This window comes from Chryseobacterium luquanense (assembly GCF_026460945.1).
Taxonomy (GTDB): domain Bacteria; phylum Bacteroidota; class Bacteroidia; order Flavobacteriales; family Weeksellaceae; genus Chryseobacterium; species Chryseobacterium luquanense.
Map to the genome: position 1 here is coordinate 96,402 of NZ_JAOVZV010000016.1, position 24,268 is coordinate 120,669.

The 24,268-nt window shown below is 32.5% G+C and carries 23 protein-coding genes; 7 read left to right on the plus strand and 16 right to left on the minus strand.

Features of this window, described 5'->3' with window-relative positions; translation table 11 throughout:
• Nucleotides 1-7 precede the first annotated feature (7 nt).
• The 4 genes from mfd (at nt 8) to pth (ending at nt 6,071) form a co-directional block, all read left to right on the plus strand.
• A complete protein-coding gene (gene mfd, locus OEA66_RS14685) occupies nt 8-3,370 on the plus strand; it encodes a transcription-repair coupling factor (protein ID WP_267282097.1) in 3,363 nt (1,120 codons plus the stop codon).
• A gap of 129 nt (nt 3,371-3,499) precedes the next feature.
• Nucleotides 3,500-4,393 (plus strand): hypothetical protein, encoded by an 894-nt coding sequence (locus OEA66_RS14690; RefSeq protein ID WP_267282098.1) that lies wholly within the window; start codon nt 3,500-3,502, stop codon nt 4,391-4,393.
• Between the two features lie 100 nt (nt 4,394-4,493).
• The gene (locus OEA66_RS14695; protein ID WP_267282099.1) at nt 4,494-5,417 is read left to right on the plus strand and encodes a protein kinase family protein; all 924 of its coding nucleotides are present in this window, start codon (nt 4,494-4,496) and stop codon (nt 5,415-5,417) included.
• Nucleotides 5,418-5,507: 90 nt separating this feature from the next.
• Entirely contained in the window at nt 5,508-6,071 is a 564-nt protein-coding gene (gene pth, locus OEA66_RS14700) for an aminoacyl-tRNA hydrolase (RefSeq protein ID WP_267282100.1), read from the plus strand.
• Between the two features lie 51 nt (nt 6,072-6,122).
• Here the strand turns inward: pth and OEA66_RS14705 are convergent, their stop codons facing one another.
• The 4 genes from OEA66_RS14705 to OEA66_RS14720 all read right to left on the minus strand — a co-directional run bounded on the left by OEA66_RS14705 (nt 6,123) and on the right by OEA66_RS14720 (nt 9,525).
• A complete protein-coding gene (locus OEA66_RS14705; RefSeq protein WP_267282101.1) occupies nt 6,123-6,758 on the minus strand; it encodes a carbonic anhydrase family protein in 636 nt (211 codons plus the stop codon).
• A gap of 52 nt (nt 6,759-6,810) precedes the next feature.
• A complete protein-coding gene (locus OEA66_RS14710; protein ID WP_267282102.1) occupies nt 6,811-8,406 on the minus strand; it encodes a SulP family inorganic anion transporter in 1,596 nt (531 codons plus the stop codon).
• Between the two features lie 129 nt (nt 8,407-8,535).
• Nucleotides 8,536-8,835: a hypothetical protein gene (locus OEA66_RS14715; protein WP_267282103.1), complete on the minus strand. Its 300-nt coding sequence runs from the start codon at nt 8,833-8,835 to the stop codon at nt 8,536-8,538.
• Nucleotides 8,836-8,856: 21 nt separating this feature from the next.
• Nucleotides 8,857-9,525 carry a carbonic anhydrase gene (locus tag OEA66_RS14720; RefSeq protein WP_267282104.1) on the minus strand — a complete coding sequence of 223 codons (669 nt, stop codon included), beginning with the start codon at nt 9,523-9,525 and terminating at the stop codon, nt 8,857-8,859.
• Nucleotides 9,526-9,677: 152 nt separating this feature from the next.
• Between OEA66_RS14720 and OEA66_RS14725 the strand changes: the two genes are divergently transcribed.
• The gene (locus OEA66_RS14725; protein WP_267282105.1) at nt 9,678-10,772 is read left to right on the plus strand and encodes a Pnap_2097 family protein; all 1,095 of its coding nucleotides are present in this window, start codon (nt 9,678-9,680) and stop codon (nt 10,770-10,772) included.
• Here OEA66_RS14725 and OEA66_RS14730 read toward each other — a convergent pair.
• The 3 genes from OEA66_RS14730 to OEA66_RS14740 are packed head-to-tail and all read right to left on the minus strand — an operon-like array spanning nt 10,769 to nt 13,073.
• Entirely contained in the window at nt 10,769-11,326 is a 558-nt protein-coding gene (locus tag OEA66_RS14730) for a serine O-acetyltransferase (protein WP_267282106.1), read from the minus strand. The two genes, OEA66_RS14725 and OEA66_RS14730, sit on opposite strands and share 4 nt — an antisense overlap.
• A 35-nt stretch (nt 11,327-11,361) precedes the next feature.
• A complete protein-coding gene (locus OEA66_RS14735; RefSeq protein WP_267282107.1) occupies nt 11,362-12,513 on the minus strand; it encodes a glycosyltransferase in 1,152 nt (383 codons plus the stop codon).
• Nucleotides 12,513-13,073: an acyltransferase gene (locus OEA66_RS14740; RefSeq protein ID WP_267282108.1), complete on the minus strand. Its 561-nt coding sequence runs from the start codon at nt 13,071-13,073 to the stop codon at nt 12,513-12,515. The genes OEA66_RS14735 and OEA66_RS14740 overlap by 1 nt, the downstream gene beginning before the upstream one ends.
• 50 nt (nt 13,074-13,123) lie before the next feature.
• Between OEA66_RS14740 and OEA66_RS14745 the strand changes: the two genes are divergently transcribed.
• Complete coding sequence (locus OEA66_RS14745; RefSeq protein WP_267282109.1) at nt 13,124-13,354, plus strand: acyl carrier protein; 231 nt, start codon at nt 13,124-13,126, stop codon at nt 13,352-13,354.
• Here OEA66_RS14745 and OEA66_RS14750 read toward each other — a convergent pair.
• Genes OEA66_RS14750 through OEA66_RS14765 form a run of 4 tightly spaced genes read right to left on the minus strand, consistent with a single transcriptional unit; the run spans nt 13,351 to nt 17,452 of the window.
• Nucleotides 13,351-13,983 (minus strand): GNAT family N-acetyltransferase, encoded by a 633-nt coding sequence (locus OEA66_RS14750; protein ID WP_267282110.1) that lies wholly within the window; start codon nt 13,981-13,983, stop codon nt 13,351-13,353. The genes OEA66_RS14745 and OEA66_RS14750 overlap by 4 nt on opposite strands.
• Nucleotides 13,983-15,422 (minus strand): AMP-binding protein, encoded by a 1,440-nt coding sequence (locus OEA66_RS14755; protein WP_267282111.1) that lies wholly within the window; start codon nt 15,420-15,422, stop codon nt 13,983-13,985. The genes OEA66_RS14750 and OEA66_RS14755 overlap by 1 nt, the downstream gene beginning before the upstream one ends.
• A 30-nt stretch (nt 15,423-15,452) precedes the next feature.
• A complete protein-coding gene (locus OEA66_RS14760) occupies nt 15,453-16,607 on the minus strand; it encodes a glycosyltransferase (protein WP_267282112.1) in 1,155 nt (384 codons plus the stop codon).
• The gene (locus OEA66_RS14765; protein WP_267282113.1) at nt 16,607-17,452 is read right to left on the minus strand and encodes a glycosyltransferase family 2 protein; all 846 of its coding nucleotides are present in this window, start codon (nt 17,450-17,452) and stop codon (nt 16,607-16,609) included. Before OEA66_RS14765 ends, OEA66_RS14760 begins: the two co-directional genes overlap by 1 nt.
• Nucleotides 17,453-17,546: 94 nt before the next feature.
• On the opposite strand from OEA66_RS14765, the gene OEA66_RS14770 reads away from it, so the two are divergent.
• Nucleotides 17,547-18,317, plus strand: a complete 771-nt coding sequence (locus OEA66_RS14770) for a class I SAM-dependent methyltransferase (RefSeq protein ID WP_267282114.1) — start codon at nt 17,547-17,549, stop codon at nt 18,315-18,317.
• A 120-nt stretch (nt 18,318-18,437) separates the two neighbouring features.
• Here the strand turns inward: OEA66_RS14770 and OEA66_RS14775 are convergent, their stop codons facing one another.
• Genes OEA66_RS14775 through asnB form a run of 5 tightly spaced genes read right to left on the minus strand, consistent with a single transcriptional unit; the run spans nt 18,438 to nt 24,267 of the window.
• Complete coding sequence (locus tag OEA66_RS14775) at nt 18,438-19,376, minus strand: glycosyltransferase family 2 protein (RefSeq protein WP_267282115.1); 939 nt, start codon at nt 19,374-19,376, stop codon at nt 18,438-18,440.
• Nucleotides 19,377-19,383: 7 nt separating this feature from the next.
• Nucleotides 19,384-20,385 carry an acyltransferase family protein gene (locus OEA66_RS14780; RefSeq protein WP_267282116.1) on the minus strand — a complete coding sequence of 334 codons (1,002 nt, stop codon included), beginning with the start codon at nt 20,383-20,385 and terminating at the stop codon, nt 19,384-19,386.
• Entirely contained in the window at nt 20,375-21,319 is a 945-nt protein-coding gene (locus OEA66_RS14785; RefSeq protein WP_267282117.1) for a glycosyltransferase family 2 protein, read from the minus strand. Before OEA66_RS14785 ends, OEA66_RS14780 begins: the two co-directional genes overlap by 11 nt.
• Nucleotides 21,316-22,464 (minus strand): glycosyltransferase family 4 protein, encoded by a 1,149-nt coding sequence (locus OEA66_RS14790; protein WP_267282118.1) that lies wholly within the window; start codon nt 22,462-22,464, stop codon nt 21,316-21,318. Before OEA66_RS14790 ends, OEA66_RS14785 begins: the two co-directional genes overlap by 4 nt.
• Entirely contained in the window at nt 22,465-24,267 is a 1,803-nt protein-coding gene (gene asnB, locus OEA66_RS14795) for an asparagine synthase (glutamine-hydrolyzing) (protein WP_267282119.1), read from the minus strand.
• Between the last annotated feature and the right edge of the window lies 1 nt (nt 24,268).

Consider the following 24,268-nt stretch of genomic DNA (forward strand, 5'->3'; position numbering starts at 1 on the left):
ATTATTTATGCAGTTAAAAAATATCAATGAAAAGTTTCTTCCGGATTTGCTGAAAAAAGAATTTGGAAAAGAAATTTTTGCACAAATAGATAGTCAATCGCATCTTTCGGTAAGAGGAAGTGCAGGTTCTTCGGCTTCGGTTTTCGCTGCCGAACTTTTTCTTACGCACAAAAAAACTTTGCTTTTTCTTGTTGATGATAAAGAAGAAGCGTTGTACGTAAACAGTGAAATGGAAGATTTGTTGGGGAAAGAAAATATACTTTATTTTCCTGCAACACATCTGGAGCCTTATCAGGTTGAAAAAACTCAGAATGCCAATTTGGTTTTGCGAACTGAAGTTTTAAATAAGATAAATTCAGAAAAATCTCCGAAAGTTATTGTTGCTTACATTGGTGCTTTGTCTGAAAAAGTTCTGAAGAAAGAAGATTTTAAAGCAATTTCGCATCATATAAAAACCGGTGATCAGCTTGATTTTGATTTTGTAGACGAATTGCTGAATCATTACCAGTTTAATCAAACTGATTTTGTTTCTGAGCCGGGCGAATTTTCCGTTCGTGGGGGAATTGTCGACGTTTTTTCTTATTCCAACGAAAAACCCTATCGTCTCACTTTCTTTGGAAATGAAGTTGAAAATATCAAAACTTTTGACATAGAAACTCAGCTTTCTGTTGATAAAGTTGATGGATTTCAGTTAGTTTCCAATATGAATTTTTCGGTTTTGGGGACAAGAGTTTCTTTCCTTGAAATTTTGCCTAAAGAAAGTTTTGTTATTTCTAAAAACGGAATTGTCGGTTTGCAGAAACTGAGGAGTTTTTACGAAAAATCTTTAGAAAAATATGATGATTTAAATAAAGATATTGCGCACAGAAGACCGCAGGAATTATTTATTTCGGATGAGGAATTTCTATTTGATTATAAAAAATTTAAAACAATAGATTTCAGCAGCGTGGGAATTGAACAGATTAAGTCTCACGAAATTAAGCTCAATCAGAATATTCAGCCTTCATTTCACAAAAATTTCCAATTGCTGATTGAAGATTTGCAGGAAAAAAAAGAAGAGGGTTTTGAAATTTGGATCTCTTTCTCTACTGACAAACAAAAAGACAGACTCGAATCTATTTTTGAAGAACTGGGACATCAGATTGCTTTTAAAAGTTTTAAATCTGAATTACACGAAGGCTTTGTAGATCCTGATCATAAAATTCTGGTGTATACAGATCACCAGATTTTTGACCGTTATCAAAGATATAAAGCCAAAAATGCTTTTGCAAAATCTGAACAGTTAACGCTGAAAGATTTAATGTCTTTAAAAGTAGGAGATTTTATCGCTCATATCGATCACGGAATCGGGAAATTTATGGGATTGGTAAAAGTTAATAACGACGGTAAAATTCAGGAATGTTTTAAGTTGACGTATAAAAACGGTGATTTATTGTATGTAAGCATTCATTCACTTCATAAAATTTCAAAATATAACGGTCCCGACGGAAAAGAAATCGTTTTAAGTAAACTTGGCTCTCCAGCTTGGAAATCTTTAAAGCAAAAAACCAAAGCGAGAGTAAAACAGATTGCTTTTGATCTGATTAAATTATATGCGGAAAGAAAAACGGCAAAAGGATTTCAATATTCGCCAGATTCTTATCTCCAAAATGAATTGGAAGCAAGTTTTACTTATGAAGATACACCAGATCAGGAAAAAGCTACTCTTGATGTGAAAAAAGACATGGAAGATGAAGGGGTGATGGACCGTTTGATTTGCGGTGACGTAGGTTTTGGGAAAACGGAAGTTGCTATTCGTGCTGCTTTTAAAGCGGCTACAGATGGTAAACAAGTTGCGATTTTAGTTCCGACTACAATTTTGGCTTTCCAACATTATAGAAGTTTCAAAGAAAGATTGAAAGATTTTCCGGTAAATATTTCTTACTTAAACCGTTTCAGAACTGCAAAACAAAAGTCTGAAACTTTAAAAGGATTGGAAGATGGAAAAATGGATATCGTTATTGGGACGCATCAGTTGGCTTCAGATAAAGTGAAATTTAAAAATTTAGGGTTATTAATTATCGATGAAGAGCATAAATTTGGAGTTTCTGTAAAAGATAAACTCAAAACGATGAAAACCAATGTGGATACATTAACATTGACTGCAACTCCGATTCCGAGAACATTACAGTTTTCTTTAATGGCTGCAAGGGATCTTTCGGTCATCAAAACGCCACCGCCAAACAGACAACCGGTTGATACAAGTATTATTGGATTTAGCGAAGAAATTATTCGTGATGCAGTTTCTTATGAATTGCAACGTGACGGACAGGTTTATTTCATCAATAACAGAATTGAAAATCTAAAAGATATTGCAGGGCTGATTCAAAGATTAGTTCCTGATGCAAGAGTCATTACCGCACACGGACAAATGGAAGGAAAGCAAATGGAGCAAAATGTTCTGGATTTTATGGATGGAAAATACGATGTTTTGGTTGCAACCACGATTATAGAAAGTGGAGTGGATGTTCCGAATGCGAATACGATTTTCATTAATGATGCACAACGTTTCGGAATGGCAGATCTTCACCAAATGAGAGGTAGAGTTGGGAGAAGCAACAGAAAAGCATTTTGTTACTTGATTACGCCACCATTTGACATGATGACTTCCGATGCGAGAAAAAGATTAGAAGCAATTGAGCAGTTTTCTGATCTTGGAAGTGGTTTTCAGATTGCAATGAAGGATTTGGAAATTCGTGGAGCGGGAGATTTGCTCGGAGCAGAACAAAGTGGATTTATCAACGAAATGGGCTTTGAAACTTATCAGAAAATGATGCAGGAAGCTCTGGAAGAATTGAAAGATGATGAGAATTTTGAAAATCTTTTTGAAAATGAAGAAGACCGAAACAAGCTTTTCAAATCGGTAAAAGAAGTGAATATTGATACTGATCTGGAATTAATGCTTCCCGACTCTTATGTTTCGAGTACCGAAGAAAGACTGTTGCTTTACCAAAAATTAGCTGAAATTGATAACGAGAAAGATTTAACAAAATTTGAAGCTGAGCTAAAAGACCGTTTCGGAACGTTACCCAATGAAGTTATCAATTTATTGAAAAGTGTTGCTTTAAAATGGCTTGCTGCAGATATCGGTTTTGAAAAAATCGTGATGAAAAACGGAATTTTCTTAGGATATTTTCCGGGTAATCCGCAAGATAAATTTTATCAGACCGATAAATTCAGACATATTATATCTTATTTAACTCAAAATCCTGCACAGGCTCAATTGAAAGAAAAAGTAGGAAAAGACGGAAATAATTTAATGATGCGAAAAGATAAAGTGAAAAATGTGGATGAGGTAAATGTTTTGCTGAAATCTATTTTGGGGATTTAATTAATCAAAAATAAATTGTAAAATATCTGAAACTATAAGTTTTGGATATTTTTTTTGTTAAAATTTTAAAATAAATCTAACAATATTGAAAATAAATTATATTTGTGTCATTAAAAAAACTGAAACTTTATGAACAGAAACAAATTTATTACCGGAGTAGCAACTTTACTTCTTGGTTTTATGTTCTCTTGCGATAATACTACCGCAGATCCTATTAATAATACTGTAAACAATAATGGTAATCCCGGAAGTGGAGGTGGAAGTGCACCTTCAATTACAGGGCCACGAATTTTACATAAAATAAATGTTAATAATGTTACAAATCAAGAATTTGTAACCACTGGAACTACTCTTGAAAAAGCAATTTTCAAAGAAGCAAGCGGCCCTAATTCGTTTCTGATCGGAAATGTTACTTATACTTTAGGAAAAGTTACAAAAGTGAAATTTGCTCAGGAAGTCAATGGAGTTCCTGCAAATAGTTTGGCATATGATTTCAATGTAACATATGACTCGAGCGGAAAAATCAATGGTACCACTTGTAGTACAACATTAGGAAGTACACCTAGTTTCAACAGCGAGTACACCTACACTTATGATGGTTCAGGAAAAATGACGAAAATTGTTGAAAAGAAAAAAATGGGAAGTACTTACACTCATTTTTCCAATTATAATTTTACAAATACAGGTGATAATATTTCGAAAGTTGTTGTAGAAAGCGGAGTTACAAGTTCAACGGGGGTTCCTGATATGTCTACGGTAATGGCTTCTACATATAATTTTTCTGGTTATGACAGTAAGATAAATCCTTATACTACTTTGCCGAAAACATTTTTTGTGATGTGGAGTTTGATGCATCCTCTTAATTTTTCGTCACTTTCTGCTAACAATATTACAAATTTCAGTGTTGTTTACCCGGCTCCGGCTCCGGCAATTCCGGGAGCTTATACATATCTGTATGATACTCAAAATTATCCGGTTTCAGATCAGACGCAAAGTCAAAAGTATATTTATAAGGCATTATAAAGATATTTTTGTTACTAGTTTTGCTAGAATATCAATAATTATATGATTTTTATACAAAAAAAAATTATATTTGTGGAAAATTAAATAATCCCATTAGATTATGAAAAGACTTTTCTATTTTGTTGTGCTAATTGCAGGTCTATCTTCTATACACTCTTGTAAAGATTTGACTGATGAAGAAGGAAATCCGCTTTTGGATTTGAACCAGAATACTGGTTTGATTGGTCCTAGAGCTTTATCAAGAGAAATAACAGATGTAGGAGTTATTGCAGAATATGAATACAACGGTTTGCTTCTTTCTAGAGTTAAAACACCTAAAAATACAGTAACAAACGTAGAATGGAGTGGAGATAAAATCAGTAAAATTACATTTAATGGATTTTTAGATTCTGATGGTGACGGTGTTTTAGATACCGACAGTACTTCTTATACTCAACAATACACTTACGGAAATTTAAGCAGACTTACTTTGATTTCTGAAAACAGAACAGTCTACAGAAGAGCTGCACCAGTTCCTCCGGCTACTGTTGGGGTATACGCAGTTTTTGCAAAAACAAAAGCGCTTCACAATCTTACATACAGTGCTACTACAGGTAAAATGGTAACGATTGATTCAAAATGGGGTGCAGATATTCCTAGTTTTGTTTACACAGATTATTCTAAAGCTTCTTATAGCTATTCAGGTGATAATGTTTCGGAAGTTTTGAAAAATGTAGGAACTTTTACAGGAGGTGTGGCTAATGCTCCAACTGAAAAGTACAGTTTCGCATTTACAAATTATGATTCTCAGATAAATGGTTATACATTATTGCCATTTGCATACAAAGTTTCATTACTTATCTCTACGAAAGTAAATGACGACAGAGCTTTGATTATGTCTCCAAATAATCCTAAAAGAATGGCTATAACAGATTTGGTTCCATCAATTCCGGTTACAGTTCCTTTCACTACTGATTATAGATATGATCCTCAAACTTATGTTACTCAAGGTTTTAAAGTTAATTACTTTTATAAACCTTTGTAAATAATAAAATTCTTTAAGAATATTTAAAACTCAATCCTTTTCGGGTTGAGTTTTTTATTTCAGAACTCTTAATTTTGCAAAAAATTTCTCATGAAATATTTAATTGTAGGTCTTGGTAACAAAGGCGCAGAATACGAAAATACACGTCACAATATAGGTTTTAAAGTTGCTGAAAAAATTGCAGAAACTTTAGAGTCATCATTTCACACAACAAACTTCGGCTGGATGGCAGAAGGAAAATATAAAGGAAGAAAAGTATTGGTTTTAAAACCTGATACATATATGAACCTCTCAGGAAATGCCGTAAAATATTGGATGCAGAAAGAAAATATTCCTTTGGAAAATGTAATGATTGTTACAGATGATCTTGCTTTGCCTTTCGGAACTTTAAGAATGAAAATGAAAGGTTCTGATGCAGGTCATAATGGGTTGAAAAACATTCAGGAAGTCTTACAGACTCAAAATTATGCAAGACTCCGTTTTGGGATTTCGGCTGAATTTTCAGAAGGAAGACAGGTTGATTATGTTTTAGGAGCTTGGAATGCAGAAGAAAATGAAAAACTTCCCGAAAGAATAGAAAAATTCACAAAAGCTTGTCTGTCTTTTGTTTTTGCAGGAATTGGTAATACAATGTCTGCTTTTAATGGTAAATAAAAATTGGGCGGAAAACACATTCCGCCCGATTTATTTATTAAAATAAATTGATTATAACCAAGTTACAACGCCTGTTTCAACGTCATAATTCGCTCCTACAATTTTAATTTTACCTTCTTCTTCAAGTCTTTTTAAAGTGGAACTTTGCTTACGGATATCATCAATTGCATTTTTTACATTGTGCTGATTTAATCTTTCTAAAAGATCTGCATTCGCTGAAGAACGCTCTTCACCATCTTCAATGATTGTTTTAATAATTGGGTCGAAATGATCAATTAAATGGTTTAAATTATCCATTCCCATCCCTTCGATTTTAGCAGAATCTAGTCCGCCTTTCAAAGCTCCGCATTTTGTGTGACCTAAAACGACAACCAATTTAGAACCTGCTACATTACAGCCAAATTCCATTGAACCTAAAATGTCCTGATTTACAAAATTTCCTGCAATTCTGATACTGAAAACATCTCCCAATCCTTGGTCAAAGATTAATTCTGCAGAAGTACGGCTGTCGATACAGCTCAAAACAACTGCAAAAGGCCATTGCCCTTCACGAGTTGCATTTACCTGCTCCAATAAGTCTCTGTTTGCCTTTAAGTTTCCTACAAATCTTTGGTTTCCTTCCTTTAAAAACTGTAATGCTTTTTCTGGTGTAATCGTAGACTGAGTTTCTGATGTATGTGCTTTCATATGATTTTTTTATTTTTTGAATTATTATTAAAATTATAAAATTTATTTGAGCTTACATTGCTCGTTTGTGGGTAATGACGATGTGAGAATCTTCATCGGTTTCGTAATCTTTATACGAAGTTTTGAAGCCTAAAAGTTCCACATTAATGTCTTCTTCTTTCGCCCGGATGTTGGCAAAATCCTGAATCATTTCCAATACATCCGTTGCGATATATGATGTTCCTCTCGCATCAATCGTTACCGTAGAGTTTGATTTAATGTTTTTCAATGTCTTTTTAATAGCAGCTTTATTTAAGAAAGATACTTCTTCTGCCAATTTTATTGTAATTCCGTCTGCATCACTCAGTTTTTCACGGCTTAAATAATAAGCACGTTTCATATTTCCTTGTAAAATATAGAAAACCGAAATCGCCAAGCCAATTCCTACACCTTTTAATAAATCGGTTGCCACAATTGCTACTACAGTTGCCACGAACGGAATAAACTGGAATTTTCCCAACTTCCAAAAATGTTTAAATGTCGCAGGTTTTGCCAATTTATATCCTACCAAAAGCAATACTGCTGCAAGTGTTGATAATGGAATTAAATTTAAAATTACAGGAATTGTCAATACACAAACCAATAAAAGAACTCCGTGAATCATCGCTGATATCTTCGAAGTTGCTCCTGCGTTTGCATTTGCAGAACTCCTTACAACAACAGATGTCATTGGTAACCCGCCGATAAATGAACTGATTAAATTTCCGATTCCCTGAGCTTTTAATTCTAAATTGGTGTCGGTAATTCTTCTCTGAACATCCAAACGGTCTGAAGCTTCAATACAAAGTAATGTCTCAATCGACGCAACAATTGCAATCGTTGCTCCTGCAATCCAAACTTTTACATTGGTAAAACCATTAAAGTCAGGAAGAATCACTAAATTTTTAAAATCATCAAGACTTTTAGGTACAGGTAAATTAACCAAATGCTCTTTACCAATTGCCAAAGAACTTCCGGATAATTTGAATAACTCATTTAATAAAATTCCGACAACAACGGCAACTAAAGCTCCGGGAAGCATTTTTATCCTTTTTAAAACCGGAATTTTGTCCCAAGCTAAAAGTAAAGTAATTGAAACAACAGTTACAATTACTGCTCCGGGATGGATTGCTCCCATAAGTTCTGAAAAGTAATTGAAATTTAAGCCTTTATCAAAAATAGATTCGTGACCTTCATAGTCTTTATCAAAACCTAATGCATGAGGAATTTGTTTTAAAATAATGATAATTCCTATCGCAGCAAGCATTCCCTCAATTACATTGTTAGGGAAATAATTGGAAATACTTCCGGCTCTTACAAAGCCTAAAACCAATTGAATGATACCTGCAATAATACCTGCGCAAAGAAACAGCTCGAAAGCTCCAAGATCTGTAATTGCCGTTAAAACAATGGCAGTAAGACCTGCAGCAGGTCCCGAAACCGAAATGTTTGAATTACTGATTGCGCCAATAACTAAACCACCCACAATCCCTGCAATAATGCCGGATAATGGTGGCGCACCGGATGCTAATGCAATTCCTAAACATAAAGGAAGGGCAACTAAAAATACAACGAGGCCTGAAGGAAAATTCTCCTTAATTCCTCCAAATAATGAATTTGTTTTTTTCATGACAGCGAAAAATACTTAGTGTAACCGATTGATTTAATTAAATCTTCGGTAATAAAAATTGGAAATTAATTTAAAATGGACATCTATTCAACATCAAATCTGACATGAATATTTAGTAATGTAAATAAATTAAGCTTCCGGAGGAGGAGAAAATATAGTAAGAAATGGTGAAAGATGACGGGTGTCATCAATCAGCACAAAAGAGGTGTGCTCGAGATCAGGCTCGAAAAACTTCAGAAAATCATGTACGTTTAAAGTCTTTGGTAAAGTCTTTTCATAAACCGTAAATGATGAGTAATGAGAGTGTGTTTCTTCTTCGTTTAAGATTACATTAGTTCTCTGCAATTTCCACCCACAAATTGCAGCGATGCTCGGCAAGGCTGTAAAATTGATGATAAACAGTAATGTAATGATACTCCAGAATTTCATTCACTCAAATTTTTAGAAAGATTATTTCGTCTTTCTGCTCATGACCCAGTCTGAACTTGTAAGATTGTAAATCTTTTGAATGTCTTTTAAGATTTCCTCAAAATCAATCTCCAGATCTATAATTTTACCCGTTCTAAGGTCAAAAACCCAGCCGTGAACAATAGGATATTCGTCTAAGATATATCGTTCCTGTACACAAGCCATTTTAATTACGTTTATACATTGCTCCTGAACATTTAGTTCTACAAGCCTGTCATAACGTTTGCTCTCATCATCGATAGAATCCAGTTCTGCTTGATGCAATCTGTAAACATCACGAATGTTTCTCAGCCAAGGATTTAAAAGTCCTAAATCCTGAGGTGTCATCGCTGCTTTCACACCACCGCAATTGTAATGTCCACAAACTATAATATGTTTTACCTTTAAATGTTCTACCGCATATTGTATAACAGCAGTGGAGCTCATATCTAAAGTATTAACAATATTTGCAATATTTCTGTGAACAAAAACTTCACCCGGTTTGGCGCCCATCAGTTCTTCTGCCGTCGCTCTGCTGTCTGAACATCCTATGTAAAGATACTCAGGGTTTTGAGTTTTGGCAAGATCTTCAAAGAAATGCGGATTATCTGCAACCTTAGACTCTACCCATTTTCTGTTGTTTTCGAAAATAACTTCGTACGAATTCTTCATCAATTAAAATTTTAAAGATTATAATTATTTATTTCGTTTAAATTATTTCCAAATTCAATAGACTGAATCAATAATTATACAAATGTATTAATTTTAGCTAATTTACAAACCTTTTTAACAAAATTTAATAATTTTGCATCACAATAAAAACGATGAAAAATAGTATTACCCGACTTTTGCCCAATCTTGATACTGCTGATTTTAGTAAAAACTTTCAAAACTTAGAAATAGACAGTATTGATTTGGTTTCTCTTCGTGTTGAAATTGAGACCAAACTGGGCAGAATGATTCCCAATAAAGAATGGCTTGCTTTCAAAAATCTGAATGATATTTTGGAATATGCAGAAAAGCAGGATTCTTCACAATTAAATAATCTTCAAACACAAAATGTTGCATTTCAAAAAGAGGAACAAAATATAAACATGCCTCAAATGTGTCTTGAAGCTTTATCTGAAAACTGGTTGTTTAAGGAATCAGGGAGTTTGCATTGGGACTTGCTTTGCAAAGGCCTGGATTCTTCATCGTCTGATCTTAAAGATGACCTTGGAAACAGACTCTACGCAACTTTTGTAAGAATAAGAATTACTGGTAATACAAATCTGAGTGATTTTCAGGAAAATGATCCTTTTGCTTTTAAAACAGAAATTTCAAGATATGGAATGGGAATGTTTTTCAGTAAAATAAACTTTGATTCTAATGATAATAATCTTCTTATCGAAATGATGACTAGTTTTTCGATAAGAAAATCTACAGGAGACAATAAAAGTCTTGCCAAAAGTCAGCCTGCAGTGGAGTTTTGCAGCATTCCGCAAACTTCAGAATTTCCGGTTTTCGGAAATGAGTACAGGTTAATTAAAAAAGAAGAATTAAAGACTTTCTTTTACAAAAATTATGTATTCAATATTACTGAAGATGAGATTTTTAGATATGAATATTCTCTAAATCCTTATTATGATCTCAATGGAGTAGGGCTTTTATATTTTGCCTCTTATCCTGTGATCAATGATTTTTGTGAACTTCAGTATTTTAATAAAATTCAGGAAGTAGATCACGAGGAAAATTATTTTACGCTTTTCAGGGATATTATGTATTATGCAAACTGCGATAAGAATGATAAAATAGTTTACATTCTAAATTCTGTAGAGCAGCTTCAAGATAATAAGGTGAAAACAATTAGCTCGTTTTACAGAAAATCTGATCAAAAATTAATGGCAAGGATTTTCACAGTAAAACAGAGAAAAAATTAAACTCTGTTGTTAATGTAATCTTCGGTTGCGTTTGCAATATTAAAAATTCTGCAGGGATTTCCAATTACTAAAGAATTACTCGGTACATCTTCCGAAAGATAAGTGTTTGGAGCGATAATAACATTGTCTCCAATCGTGATTCCGCCTGCAATAACTGCATTGGGACCAACCCAAACTTCATCGCCTAATTTTGGGGTGCCTTTTTGCTTTCCACGGTTAGATTGCGCAATACTTACTCCTTGTGCAATATTACAGTTTTTGCCGATGATTACTTTCGGATTGATGGCCACCATTCCCCAATGTCCCAAATAGAAACCTTCGCCAATTTCGGTTTCCGGATAAATCTGAAAGCCATATTTAATTTGAAAATGCCTCAATACAAGCTTCCAATACAATCCCAAAATTGGGGTTTTGTGATATTTTTGGCTTTTTCTTAGAATGTATACATAATGAAGATTAGGATTAAAACATTTTAACCAGATTTGAAAAGTTGTCAGCCATTTTCCGCTTTCTCTGAAAAAATCTTTTTGTATAATCGAATGATTTTCTGCCATAGGACAAATTTATAGTGTGTTTTTAGTTTTAAAATTTATAACTCATCTAAAACTGAAGTTATTTTTTCAACAGAATTTTTGAGATTAAAAGGAATTATATAGTTTTTTAATTTTTCAGAATATTCTTCAAAATCTTGAGGCTGCAGTAATGCTTTTTTCATTCCTGAATATATTCCTTCTTCTGAGTTTTCAATAATTAAACCCAATTCACCGCTATTCAACATTTCATTGACGCCGGAAACTTCTGTCGCAATAATTTTCTTTTTTAAAGTAATGGCTTCAAATAAAACCGTCGGAAAACCTTCATATCTCGAACTTAAAATATAAAAATCAGCATTTTTAAAATAAGGATAAGGATTATCTGTAAAACCTAACATTGTTGCAGTTTCATCAACCTTCAACTCGGATTTGAGCTTTTTAATATTTTCAAAATCTAAACCATTTCCAATGATTAAAATTTTATGGTGTAAACCTTCATCCAGAAGCTTTTTATGAACATTCAAAAGCCTATCAAAGCCTTTTTGTGGGAAAATTGTCCCTACAGAAATAAAAGTCGGAACATTTTGATCAAATTCATAATTAATAACTGTTTTTTCTGACTTTGTTAAAATTTCTTCAGTATCTAAAGGATTGTAAATTTTGACAATTTTTTGTTTCTGGTTTTCATTTTCAGCCAAATCAATGAATAGTTTCTCTATTTTTTCTGAAATCACCATAATTTTATCAAAACTGAAAAACTTTTTAATCTCTGTTTCAGAATATCCTTTTACTTCCGAAAGATCATTGTGAATCCAGACGATTTTTTTTGATGATTTCAGCGGAGAATTTAGAATTTCATCACGCATTCCGTGAATAGCAGCGAATTCAATGTCGTACTTTTTACCTTTCAGTTTTCTTTTGTAAAGAAGATTCGGGAACTTTTTTAATGATTTCTGATAAACAACTCTTGCCGCTTTTTTCGGAATATCCTGAATTCTGTTTGTTGTAATCATTTCACCTTTATTCAGAAAAATAATAGTAATCCACTTCGGAATTTCGTCTAAATATTTCCCTGAATATAAATTTAAAAGTAAATCAATTTCATATTTATCTTCCGGAAGGTTTTTTAGAAAAGTTGCCAAAACTTTTTCTGCACCTCCATGACGAAGCGAACCAATACGAATGAGAATTTTCTTTTTTTGTGACATTATTCTGCAGCTTTGAATTTCTTTGGCAAGTTGGCTTTGAGCCATTCATTTAGTTGCTTTTTGTCTTTCTCAAGCTCTAAAGGATAATCAATAGTTGTTTTTTTGAGAACGTCACCATAATCTTCTATTTCGCAAACATATTTTGCGGGATTTCCTGAATAAACGGTGTGACTCGGCATAGAATCAGATAAAACGGAATTTGCTCCTAAAACACAATTGTCGCCAATTTCTACATTTTGTAAAATGACGGAACCATTTCCGATAGCACAGTTTTTTCCAATTTTGATATGCCCAAAGTTTCTCACTTCTTCATAACCTTCAAGTTTTCTGAGATTGACCGTAAAACCTGAATGAGTAACAAAGGTAGCACCTTCTCCGATTCTGGTTTCATCGCCAATTTCCACTAAAAACGGCTCTGAGCCAAAGGAAACATGATTTCGAATTACTACGTTTTTTCCTAATTTCAAACCGTTGCTAACGCAGATTTTGTTGTAAACCCTTTGCTGAAAATCCTGAACTGTAGTTTGAAGTTTATTAATAATTTTATAAATCATCATCATGCGAACAAAGTTAAATATAATTTATAAATTTGCTTCTGAAAAATACAATTATGAAGGTAGAAGATTTCTGCGAATTAATCAGAACCGAGCTTAAAGAAGAAGCTGCAATTAATCCTACAACAAACTTTAAAGAACTTGAAAACTATGGTTCTTTATCTGCTGTTGTAATTCTTCAGTTGGTGGAAGATAAATTTGATGTAAAAATCAATCCTAGAGGTTTCAGAAGCGTTAATACGGTAAATGATTTAGTTGATATTATTGGGTTAGACAAGTTTTCTTAATCCGTTTTCTTATTGTCTCTGTACAACATTATTTTGTGGCTATACGGGTAAATAGGATTTTCTTCTCTGTCAATAGGGAAAATTCCAACATTTTCATCTTCTGAAAATCCCAATCTTTTATAATATTCTATCGCAAAAGTATTGTTTACCAAAGGGATGAGGTACATTCTGTCGGTTTGATTAACCAAATGCTCAATCAGTGGTTTAGAGATACCTTTACTTCGAAAATCTTTGTCTACATAAAGATATTCAAGAAAATATTTGTTTGTGGAAATCTTTTTTGTTTCAGGAAGACTTTTTGCATTTTCAATGAAAATATTTAAATGTTCCTTTTTTAGATGAATAGGGAATAGCTCGCTTTTGTTTTGATAATAATCTGAGTTGGTAAGAAATATACTGCAACAAGCAGCACGTTCTCCATCAAATTCTACAATACTGTAGGTATTTAGCGAAAATTCTGTGTTAAGATTTTCGTCGTCATTTAAAAATGTTTCAAGATAACTTTTTGTTGTTTCTATGTTTGTACCAAATAGGTTGTTGAATGTATTGGTGTCTGAAAAGTTTTCTATTTCCACAATTGCATTGACGATAAACGGGATATCTGTTTTATTGGCTTTTCTGATATTCATTAGATCATTTTTTTTAATTCATTTCGGTCTATTTTTCCGGATGTATTGATAGGGAAGTTTTCTAATTTTAAAATTTTAGAGGGAATGCAATAATCTGGTAAATTGTTTTTTAAATGTGAAATGATTTGATTTTCATCAGCATAGAGATCATTAATACATAAAATTAATATATCATTATTTCCATTATCTTTACTTAAAACTGAAACACTAATTGCATTTTCAAGCTTTTGATTGGCAAAATATTCAATTTCAGCCAGCTCAACCCGGAAACCATTTATTTTAGCCTGAAAATCTATTCTGTTTGTATAAAAGAAGTCTCCATCTTCATCTTTAATGCACCAATCTCCTGTTTTGTAAAATCTTTCTCCGTTTTTATTGATAAAAGTTTCGTTGGTTTTTTCTTCATTTTTCCAGTAAAATTGTGTTAGAAGTTTTCCTGAAAGTAAGAGTTCTCCCTCATTTGTTTTATCTTCGAAAAAACTCATATTACTGTTAATCATCGATTTTCCAATGCTGATAATTCCGTTTTTTTCTTTTATTTTTTCATCAATTTTATAGTGGGTACAAAAAATTGTGTTTTCAGTTGGGCCGTAGACGTTGTAGATTTGAGCTTGAGGTATAAAATCTCTCCAGTTTTCAATTTGTTTGGTAAGAAGAGCTTCACCACAGAATAAATTTAGCCTTAAACTTTTGTTTTTTATTTCTGAATCCAAGTAAGGAATAATTAAATTCAAAATACTCGGAACCATTAATGCAACTGTAATTTTATCTGCTTCCAAAAGGTCTAAAATCTGCAAATATTTTGTTTCTTTTTTGTGAAGACCAACCACTTTTGCTCCGTTTAACCAAGGAATAAGGTAGCTCATCACCGAAAGGTCAAAAGTAAGTTCAAACATTTGTAAAACACAATCTATATTTTTCAGCTCACCAAAAGTTGCATGAAATGATTCTGCAAAATAAAATAGATTAGAAAACTGTATGGGAACTCCTTTTGGATTTCCAGTACTTCCTGACGTGAATAAAATATAGGCGTTATTGTTGATAGAAGAGTTTTTGGGAGATGTAGCCTCTTTTCCAAAATCATTTTTGCTATCTAAAATTTGAACCTCAAAATTTCCTGAAACTTCAACAGAAGATAAAATAATTTCAATATCTGCTTGATGTATAACGTTTAAGTTTTTGCTTAAAGGGAAATCAGGATGTATAGGAACGTAAGTTTTACCTTCCAGCCAAACCGCTAAAATGGAAGCGTACATAAAAACGTCATCCGTAAGATAAATACCGATATTCTGAGAATCTGTATGCTCTAATTGTACTCTGATCTGTTGTGCGAAATTAAAAACTTCTGTATAAGTGTGATTTGTATTTTCAATACTTAAACAGGTGTTGTTACCGTTTTTTTCAAATGAGAGATATAAGTTTTCTATAAATTTATTCATTCTGTAATTTGTGTTTTAATTTAAACCTTTTTACTTTGAAACGGTGTCTGAAATAATTTCTTCAACAGCATCAAATATTTTTTTATTGTCAAATTTCTCTTCAATACTTTTCAAATGCTCTTTAATTGTTGATAGTAGATTTTCATCAGTAAGAAATTTTTTCATCCCTTGATATAAACCTTCTTGAGAATAATCCACCAAATAACCTGTTTTTTCGTGGGTAATCATTTCGGGTATTCCGCCTACATTTGTTGCTAAAATTGGCTTTTGTAAAATTAATGTTTCTGCAATAATAAGCGGCCAACCTTCACTTTCGGAAGGCATGATATAGAAATCGCTATTTTTTACAAATGGATAAGGATTGAGTTTTGTGCCCAAAAGCTTGAACGTATCTTGAACGTTTAATTCATTAATTCTGTTTGAAAGTTCTTGGTAATCTTCTCCGTCACCGATGATTTGAATATGATGAAGATATCCATTATCTAATAATTTTTTATGAACTTCCAGAAGCGTTTTGTAACCTTTTCTGAAGTGAAGTCTTCCTACAGAAACGAACGTTGGGGTTTCCTCTTTATCAGGAACAAATTCAACTGCTTTAGCTTTTATTTCTTTGATAGGAATTGCGTTTAAAACAACTTTTCCAGGTGGAAAATTCACATCTGGAAATTTTTCGTCTAAAGCATCTTTACATTGTTGAGAACCATAAATGATATATTCAAACTGTTGCAGATTCTTAAAAATCTCTTCACGATATGGGTTGAATCCTTCTAAAGTTAGATCAGAATGCAACCACGCAATTTTCTTTGAATTTTTATTCGTCGAGTTTAAAACCGTTTTATATACAGAATACGTTGTAGCGATTTCAACGTCGTATTTTTCATTTAAAATACGGTCAGCAATTTCCGGGTTTTTCTCTGCTTTTTCAAGTTTTAGTTTTCTCCTGAGAAGCTGAATTTTATTAATAATTCCGTTTTTCGAAAAATCTTCTTTACCGTCTGCAATGTAGACTTTTCGGATGTCTGACGGAAATTCGTCTCGAAGCTCACCTTGGTTAATGTTTAAACAGATGGTCATGTCAAATTTTTCTTTGTCAAGATTATTTAACATGCTTAAAACAACTTTTTCTACTCCACCCATTTCCATAGAGCGATGTCTGAAAAGAACCTTTATTTTTTTTTCATTCATTACCCAAACAGTTTCTGTAAAATTACGAGAATTTTTTTCTTAATCCGGAAAGGAATTTTATTCTGATACTCCAATATATCGAAAATTTCCTGTGTTTTTTCATAGCTTTCAGGAATTGGTTTACCATTGATATGCGAAATATTTCTTCGTTTCATGGCTTCCCAAATTGAACGGGCGTAATATTCGTAAGATTTTTGCTTATTGTCATTTTGGGAAATTCCTCCAGAATGAGCTCTGTATAAATAATCGGTTTGATCAATAAATTGCACTTTTCCTACTTCATACATTTTAAAATATAAATCCTGGTCTTCGGCAATTTTAAGTTCGGGATTGATTTTATTAGTTTGATTTAAATAAACATTTCTTCTGAAAGCTACAAAAGGTGCAATCTGAATAGGGAAATTAAAAAATACTTTGCTTCCGTTTGGAACCTGCATCGCAGATTTAAATTCATTTAAGATGTTAAGATTTTCGTCGCATTTTGCCAATCTGGAATACGTAAGAACGATGTCTTTATTTTTTTTGAAAACTTCTACCGGACTTTTTAATGCATTAGGTTTTATAATGTCATCAGGGTCAAGATATCCGCACAAATCACCTGTTGCAAACTCAATTAGTTTGGATTTTGTCACTCCAACTCCATAATTTGCGTCGTTTTCGTAGATTTTAAAACGTTTGTCATCACCAATTATACTTTTAATAATTTCTACCGAATTATCTGTAGAACAATCATCAATGATAATAACTTCCCAGTTTTTGTATTCTTGTGCTAATATAGATTGATAGCAATCTTTGAAAAATTTGCCATTATTGTAGTTGGCAACGAGAACAGAAAACTTCATCATTGTTTTTTGTAATAAATTTTCCACAAATATAATTATTCTTAAAAATAATAAATCAGATAAAAATCTTATTTTTGTAACAATTAAAACAAACACATTGAGCGAAATAGCAAGAGTTCTTAAGACTTTTATAGGTTATCTTAAAAGACCAGATCTTTATCCTGAATTAGGAAGGAAAATCATCAAAAATATTTTTAAAAGAAACAGCGCTTTTAAAGGCAAGGAAAAAACTAACCTTTGGGCTTCTCAAGTTGCTGTAAGTCAAGAAAATGCGATAAGAAAATTGTTTAATCTTGATTTTCAGCTTTTTTCAGAAAAGTATCCTCAGGAATTTCAGAAAGCGTTAGAAAAACAAAATAATTGCCCGATAAAAATGGGAGGTGCAGGAGCTTTGGAACTTTTATACAGTGCGTGTGAATTTACTCAGGCAAAAGCTGTAATTGAAACAGGAGTTGCCTATGGATGGAGTTCGTTTGCCACTCTTACTTCTTTGCAAAAAAGAAACGGAACTTTATACAGCTCAGATATGCCATATTTAGGTCAAAATGGTGATCAATATGTTGGTTGTATCGTTCCTGAAGATTTAAAAACAAACTGGAAGCTTTTTCGCCATGCCGATCGAGAATCTTTACCGAAAATTTTAAAGGAAAGCGGAGAAATTGATGTTATTCATTATGATTCTGATAAGTCTTATGAAGGAATGAGATGGGGTTATGAAACACTTTATCCACGATTACGAAAAGGAGGTGTATTTATTTCAGATGATATAAATGATAATTCTGCTTTTCAGGATTTTTGCGAACGAGAAAATATTGCAACGACTGTTGTTGAATATGAAGGAAAGTATATAGGAGTTTTTGTAAAATAAAGGATAGTAGATTTCAGAATTAAAAGAACTTATCCAAATTCCGATAAAATAGTAGAAGATTTAATAAAAAACAAAAGTTGGTTTATAATATTTTAAATGGACACGACTGTGAAAAATTACTCATAATAAACCTTCTCGAAAATTAATATTATACAACCCTGAACGAATACTTGGATAGTCTAATATTAAATATTTAAAAATCATCCCCAATTTCTTAGGAAAATTAGCATTTGCAATCTCAAAGCTGCGATGCATTCTTGTAATGTGAGTTTTATATTCCAAAGGTATTCGCTTTTCTTTTTCTGCCCATTCTTTTAGTTTTTGCCAGTATAGAACTTTTGTGCTTGCAGGATTGATTTGCTTCGTTTCTACTTTTGTAATTCTATTGTTTTCGTGTACACCTCTTATTGCTATAGCATCTTCGTTAATTCCTGTATAAAAATTAAGGTAAAAAGACAGTCTTGTTGTAAACTCTGTATCCTGATGTAATCTTAAAGAAACATCAAACATCCTATCTGCCTTTGTGAGTGCAGATTTTCTTAATGTTAAAGTGTCAAGATGAATGAGTCCAAAGCTTCCGCGAAGATTCATTTGTCCTGGACAAACATCTTTAGGATTGGTTTTTTTATAAACAGTATCAAGTTTATCCTGATAAATGTGATAATATTGTTCTTTTGCCTTCTCAGAATAATACTCTACTCCAATTGCCCCATAAACAGCATCTGTTTCTATGTTTTTGAAAAGCTCTTTTTCAGCATCAAAACGGTTAGATAAATAGTAATCATCAGCATCAAGAAAAGCTATAAATTCTCCCGAAGCTTTTTCAATACCTAAATTTCTGCTTGCACCAGCTCCATGATTTTTTTTATCAGGATGCTGAAATAATTTTACTCTGCTAAATTTTACAGATAAATTTTTGCAGACTTCCAATGCGTTATCCGGAGATTGATCTTCTACCAAAATCACTTCAAAAACATCATCAAACTGTAGAGCAGATTCTACAGCCTGAGTTATAAATTTTTCTGCGTTGTAAACAGGTATGATGACTGAGATTTTCATTTATAGATCAAACTTTTAATTTTGTTTTTAAATAATAGGTTACCTTTTTTTCAATAAAATAATACAAAAAAGCAGCTACACCGATTGCAAAAATGATTTTAAGAGTGAAAAAAGGAATGGTATATAAACCATCAGTTTTAAACCTTCTGAAAAAGACCTCTACAAATGGGTGTGAAAGGTATAGTGAATATGAGATATCGCCTAAAAAAATTAAAAATTTATTACCTTTTATCTTTAAAGAGTAATCACCTAACAAAAAAGAAAATACCAATCCCGAAACAGTCCCAACTATAATCAATTCACTTTTTAAATTTATAAAATTAAAAAAGAATAAAAAAAACAATATAATACCTGAGGAAGATAATAATAGGGCTGTTGTTTTTGAGATATCAACTTTGCTAAGAAAAATAGATAATAAAATTCCCATAATAAAATATATATTGAGACTGCTTGTTATCATCATCCAAAAAGGATTATCTATAGTCAGAAAATGGCCTAATATGTAAAAAAATATGAAAAACAATGTGATAAACAAACTTCTTTTCTGTTTGAAAAACAGCGATATACCAAATACTATATAAAAAAATATTTCATAATTTAGCGACCATCCTAAAAATAAAACGGGTGGTGCACTTTTCTGAGGAAGAAATAGTAATGAATGCATGAGTCTCGAAAGAAGAGCTTTATCTTGAAAATATATCAATCCTCCTCCAACAGCAATCCACAAAAATGTTAGTAAATAGTAGAGCGGTAAAATTCTAATTGCTCGTTTTTTGATAAACACTATAATTTCAGAATAAACCGTATTTTTTTGAATCCTTAACTTACGAGTTGTATAATTCATGATAAAACCACTGATCACAAAAAAAATGGGAACACCAATACTGCCGTTTTTAAATAATGCATCGCCCGCTTTAAAATTCGAAAAGTTAATGTCTTCCCGGAAATGAAAACAGCATACTAACAATGCAGAAATCCCTCTTAATATTTGTAAATTATTAAGCTTCATTGATATGAGTATAAGTAAATCTGTACCTTGTTTTAAGGATATCGGGATACTGAACAATTGCAAATAATAAGTTCGCAAATTTTGGCAAGCCCTTTTGTATGGAAAGCTGAAAAGCTTTATACTGTAAAAACAAATACTTATTTTCGTCAGATTTCAAATTAACTTTTTCAGACCAGTTGTATAATGATTTCCAAAGCAACAATTGACGTTGATTATATTCTTTAGAATAGATTTTAATCTTTGTAATCCTATTATTATCGTGTACTCCTCTTACCGCAATAGCCTTACCTATTATTCCTGATTTTAAATAGCAGTGATGAGCCAGCTTTGTAATAAAATCTGAATCTTGATGAACTCGTAGCTCTTCGTTAAATTGCAGGTTAGATTTCTGTAATGCAGATTTTCTTATTGTTAAAGTATTTAAATGAAAAAAAGTCCCAAAAAAATCTGAAGTTAGATTGAGCAAACCTCGGAAAACAGCATTGCCTTCCGCATTAAACTTTACTGTTGTAAGCTGAGTGTCTTTAAATTTCTCCTGAAATTCCTGTTTCCCTTTTTCAGAAAGATACTCTACACCAAGAGCACCGAAAACGCCATCAATTTTAGGATCCTTAAAAATATTTTTCTCAGCATCAAAGCGGTTTGGAAGATAATAGTCATCAGAATCTAGAAAAGCAATAAATTCTGAGCAAGCTTTTTTCATACCTAAATTCCTTGTAGCTCCGGCTCCGTGATTTCCTTTGTCTGGATGTTGATGCAGTTTTATTCTTGAATCTTTTTTAATAAGATTATTGCACACTTTCAAAGAACGGTCAGAAGAACAGTCTTCAATCAATAAAATTTCTTTTACTTCCTCAAAAATAAGCACAGAAGCTACGGCTTTCTCCAAAAAAGCTTCAGCATTGTACACCGGAATGATGACGGAAATATTCATGCTCTTTTATAAATTTCTTTTAATTTTTCAGCTACAATGGTAGGATTATGCATTTCCTCAATTCGCTGTACCGATTTTTTTGATTTCTCAAAAAGCTGCTCAGGATTTTCAAAAATATTTTTTAAAATATTTCCCAACTGATTTTTCAAGGTGATTTTTAAATTTTCTTTTTGTTCTTCAGTAAAATACAAAGCTTGCTTTAAATGATTTTGAGGGAGATTAATCAGCCATCCGCAATCGGTGTTGTTGATTTCCGGCAGCGCTCTTATATCTGTGGTAATTACAGGGACTCCGGCTGCCTGCATTTCTAAAACAGAAAAACCATAAGTATCCGACCAGGTTGGTAAAAGACCAATATGAGATTTTTTGATCAGTTCTAAAACCTGTTCATTCGGAATATTTTCAAAGATGTCAATCCAGTCTTCTTTTTTTAAAAGCTGTTTTGTTTCATTGGCTTCCTTTTCAGTGACTTTGGTTACATAATGATCTGTTTTAAATGAAGAAACGATGGTAAGTCTGAATTGATATTTTTCTTTCAGATTTTTTAAAACTTCTATCATTTCCACGCCGCCTTTCAAATGAAATTGAGTGCCGATAAAGATAAGCTGAAGAGTCTCTGTGTTTTGATAAATTTCTTCATTATTGCGATTAATAATGTTTTGTGAAGGATGAATAATGGTTAGTTTGCTTTTTACGGCTTTTTCAAAATGGGAGTAGTTTTTTAATAATTCCAATTGGATATTTGCTGAAGCCTGACTTATTGATATTATTCCAAGGCAATTATCATCACTTATTTTTTTAAATGCTTTTTCAGTTTTTTTATTGATTTGATGAGAAGGTGTTGTCTTTTGATGATCATTTTTGGTTTCAGGAAATCTTGGTACTAAAGTTTCAAAAGAGGCCACCCATTTTTGTGATGAATAATTGATGTCATTATACAGATGAAGAACGTCAATTTTTGGCCTTTGGTAAAAAAAATATTTTCCTTCAAAATTTAGTTTTCTTCTGAAAATCAAATTCTTTAGAGTAGATAGGGTATGGAAAAGGTTATTATTCTTCCGTAAAACGATATACTTATAGCCGGGAACTTTATTTAAAATGTTCCTTTTAATGGGATAACCGTTTTCTGCCAAACCTATTCTCATCTATTTAAAATAATTTTTATTGTTCTCAAACCAAAGCGCTAAAACCAAAAGACTCCAATGCTGCAATTGGTAATTGAGTTTTTTTTGAACCTGCTTAAAATCCAAATAATTAAAAATGTAGCTTTGAGGGTTTGTAAGTAAGTTATTGCTTAATTCCTGAAGTTCTTTTTCCTTGAACCATTCGTTAACAGAGGCTGCAAAACCGTTCTTTCCGCGATTGGCAATTTCTTCTGTCCATGCTTTTGAATAAGCTTTTCTCAAAATTATTTTATCTTCAGACTTATTCACTTTATATTGCCAAGGAAGCTGAATACAAAATTCGGCAAAATCAATATCCAAGAAAGGAATTCTCACTTCTACAGAGTTATACATCGACGTTCGGTCACCTTTTAGAAGCATATTTCCCGGAACATATTTTTCAAGATCGATTCTCATCAAATCATTAAAATCTTTTCCCGTAGGTTCAAAACTGAAATCCTGCGTTGGAATTTGAGCTGTAATTCCCAATTCTTTAATTTCAGAATTACTAAAATAATTTCTCACCTTATTCTGATGAAAATCTATTGTATCGTTAAATTGTGCTCTATGAAGTCTTTCAGACCCCATATTTCTAAATTTATTGGCTAAAAGAAACATTTTAGAAAGATAGTTTGGATAGAATCCTTTTTGAGATAGATCTATATTGTATTTATAAAATGTATAGCCGCCAAACAATTCGTCACCAACATCTCCGGAAAGGACAACTTTTAGATTTTTAGAAGCTTCCTTAAAAATTAAATGAGTCGGTAACAACGAAGAATCCATCAATGGCTCATCCATGTAAGAATAAACTTCCTGAAGGGTTTGCGAAATTTTTTGTTTTTTATCTAATAAAACATAATGATCAGTCTGATATTTGTCTGCGATAGCTTTTGCATAAGGCATTTCATTAAGATCACCATTTTCATATCCGTAGACAAGAGTTTTTAGGTTTTTTTTGTATTGAGAAGCAACTGCCACAATCGTACTGGAATCTAAACCGCCGGAAAGAAAAGATCCTACCGGAACATCTGCTACTAACTGTTTTTTCACAGCATTGTCGAGTAAATACTTAAATTTTTCTACGCTCTCGTCAAGACTTAACGTTGAAGTTTGTGTAGGAATTTTCCAATAGGGTTGTATATCTATTTTTCCCTCTTTTAGAATTAAAGTATGGGCAGGTTTTAGATTAAATATATTTTTATAAATCGTTTTATGGGGATGAATGTATCCGTTTTTCAAGTAATAAGCAATCTGTTGCTTATCTATTTCGGGTTTTATTAATCCGGAAGCGATGATTGATTTTATTTCAGAGGCAAAAATAAACTCGCCATTCTTACCTGTTGCATAGTAAAAAGGTTTTTCTCCGAAACGATCTCTTGCACAAAATAGCTGTTGCTTTTTTTCGTCCCAGATTGCAAAAGCAAACATTCCGGGAAGATCAATGATCAGTTTTTCCTGTTTTTTCTGATACATTGCCAATATTACCTCGGTATCAGATCCTCCGCGATATGAATAGTCAGCATAAAGATCTTTTATTTCCTGATACCCATAAATTTCGCCATTCAGAACAATACATTCGTTTTTAGTGTCCGAAAACATGGGTTGTTTTCCATTTTCAGACAAATCAATGATGGAAAGTCTGCGATGGCCAAGAGCTGCATTGTCAAAAAATTCATGATGTGCAGAATCGGGACCTCTGTATGCAATCGCATCGGTCATTTGCTGAATTTCGGCTTTATAATTTTTGGCGTTTGGAGAGATAATTCCTGCTATTCCGCACATT

Coding starts and splice junctions, on each gene's coding strand:
- OEA66_RS14750 (WP_267282110.1), bottom strand. CDS start 13,983: ATGAATATCAGAAAAGCCAATAAAACAGATATCCCGTTTATCGTCAAT.
- OEA66_RS14745 (WP_267282109.1), top strand. CDS start 13,124: ATGAAGGTAGAAGATTTCTGCGAATTAATCAGAACCGAGCTTAAAGAA.
- OEA66_RS14780 (WP_267282116.1), bottom strand. CDS start 20,385: ATGAAGCTTAATAATTTACAAATATTAAGAGGGATTTCTGCATTGTTA.
- OEA66_RS14735 (WP_267282107.1), bottom strand. CDS start 12,513: ATGTCACAAAAAAAGAAAATTCTCATTCGTATTGGTTCGCTTCGTCAT.
- OEA66_RS14705 (WP_267282101.1), bottom strand. CDS start 6,758: ATGAAAGCACATACATCAGAAACTCAGTCTACGATTACACCAGAAAAA.
- OEA66_RS14755 (WP_267282111.1), bottom strand. CDS start 15,422: ATGAATAAATTTATAGAAAACTTATATCTCTCATTTGAAAAAAACGGT.
- OEA66_RS14710 (WP_267282102.1), bottom strand. CDS start 8,406: ATGAAAAAAACAAATTCATTATTTGGAGGAATTAAGGAGAATTTTCCT.
- OEA66_RS14725 (WP_267282105.1), top strand. CDS start 9,678: ATGAAAAATAGTATTACCCGACTTTTGCCCAATCTTGATACTGCTGAT.
- OEA66_RS14785 (WP_267282117.1), bottom strand. CDS start 21,319: ATGAATATTTCCGTCATCATTCCGGTGTACAATGCTGAAGCTTTTTTG.
- OEA66_RS14695 (WP_267282099.1), top strand. CDS start 4,494: ATGAAAAGACTTTTCTATTTTGTTGTGCTAATTGCAGGTCTATCTTCT.
- asnB (WP_267282119.1), bottom strand. CDS start 24,267: ATGTGCGGAATAGCAGGAATTATCTCTCCAAACGCCAAAAATTATAAA.
- OEA66_RS14765 (WP_267282113.1), bottom strand. CDS start 17,452: ATGATGAAGTTTTCTGTTCTCGTTGCCAACTACAATAATGGCAAATTT.
- pth (WP_267282100.1), top strand. CDS start 5,508: ATGAAATATTTAATTGTAGGTCTTGGTAACAAAGGCGCAGAATACGAA.
- OEA66_RS14715 (WP_267282103.1), bottom strand. CDS start 8,835: ATGAAATTCTGGAGTATCATTACATTACTGTTTATCATCAATTTTACA.
- OEA66_RS14690 (WP_267282098.1), top strand. CDS start 3,500: ATGAACAGAAACAAATTTATTACCGGAGTAGCAACTTTACTTCTTGGT.
- OEA66_RS14775 (WP_267282115.1), bottom strand. CDS start 19,376: ATGAAAATCTCAGTCATCATACCTGTTTACAACGCAGAAAAATTTATA.
- OEA66_RS14790 (WP_267282118.1), bottom strand. CDS start 22,464: ATGAGAATAGGTTTGGCAGAAAACGGTTATCCCATTAAAAGGAACATT.
- OEA66_RS14730 (WP_267282106.1), bottom strand. CDS start 11,326: ATGGCAGAAAATCATTCGATTATACAAAAAGATTTTTTCAGAGAAAGC.
- OEA66_RS14760 (WP_267282112.1), bottom strand. CDS start 16,607: ATGAATGAAAAAAAAATAAAGGTTCTTTTCAGACATCGCTCTATGGAA.
- OEA66_RS14720 (WP_267282104.1), bottom strand. CDS start 9,525: ATGAAGAATTCGTACGAAGTTATTTTCGAAAACAACAGAAAATGGGTA.
- OEA66_RS14740 (WP_267282108.1), bottom strand. CDS start 13,073: ATGATGATGATTTATAAAATTATTAATAAACTTCAAACTACAGTTCAG.
- mfd (WP_267282097.1), top strand. CDS start 8: ATGCAGTTAAAAAATATCAATGAAAAGTTTCTTCCGGATTTGCTGAAA.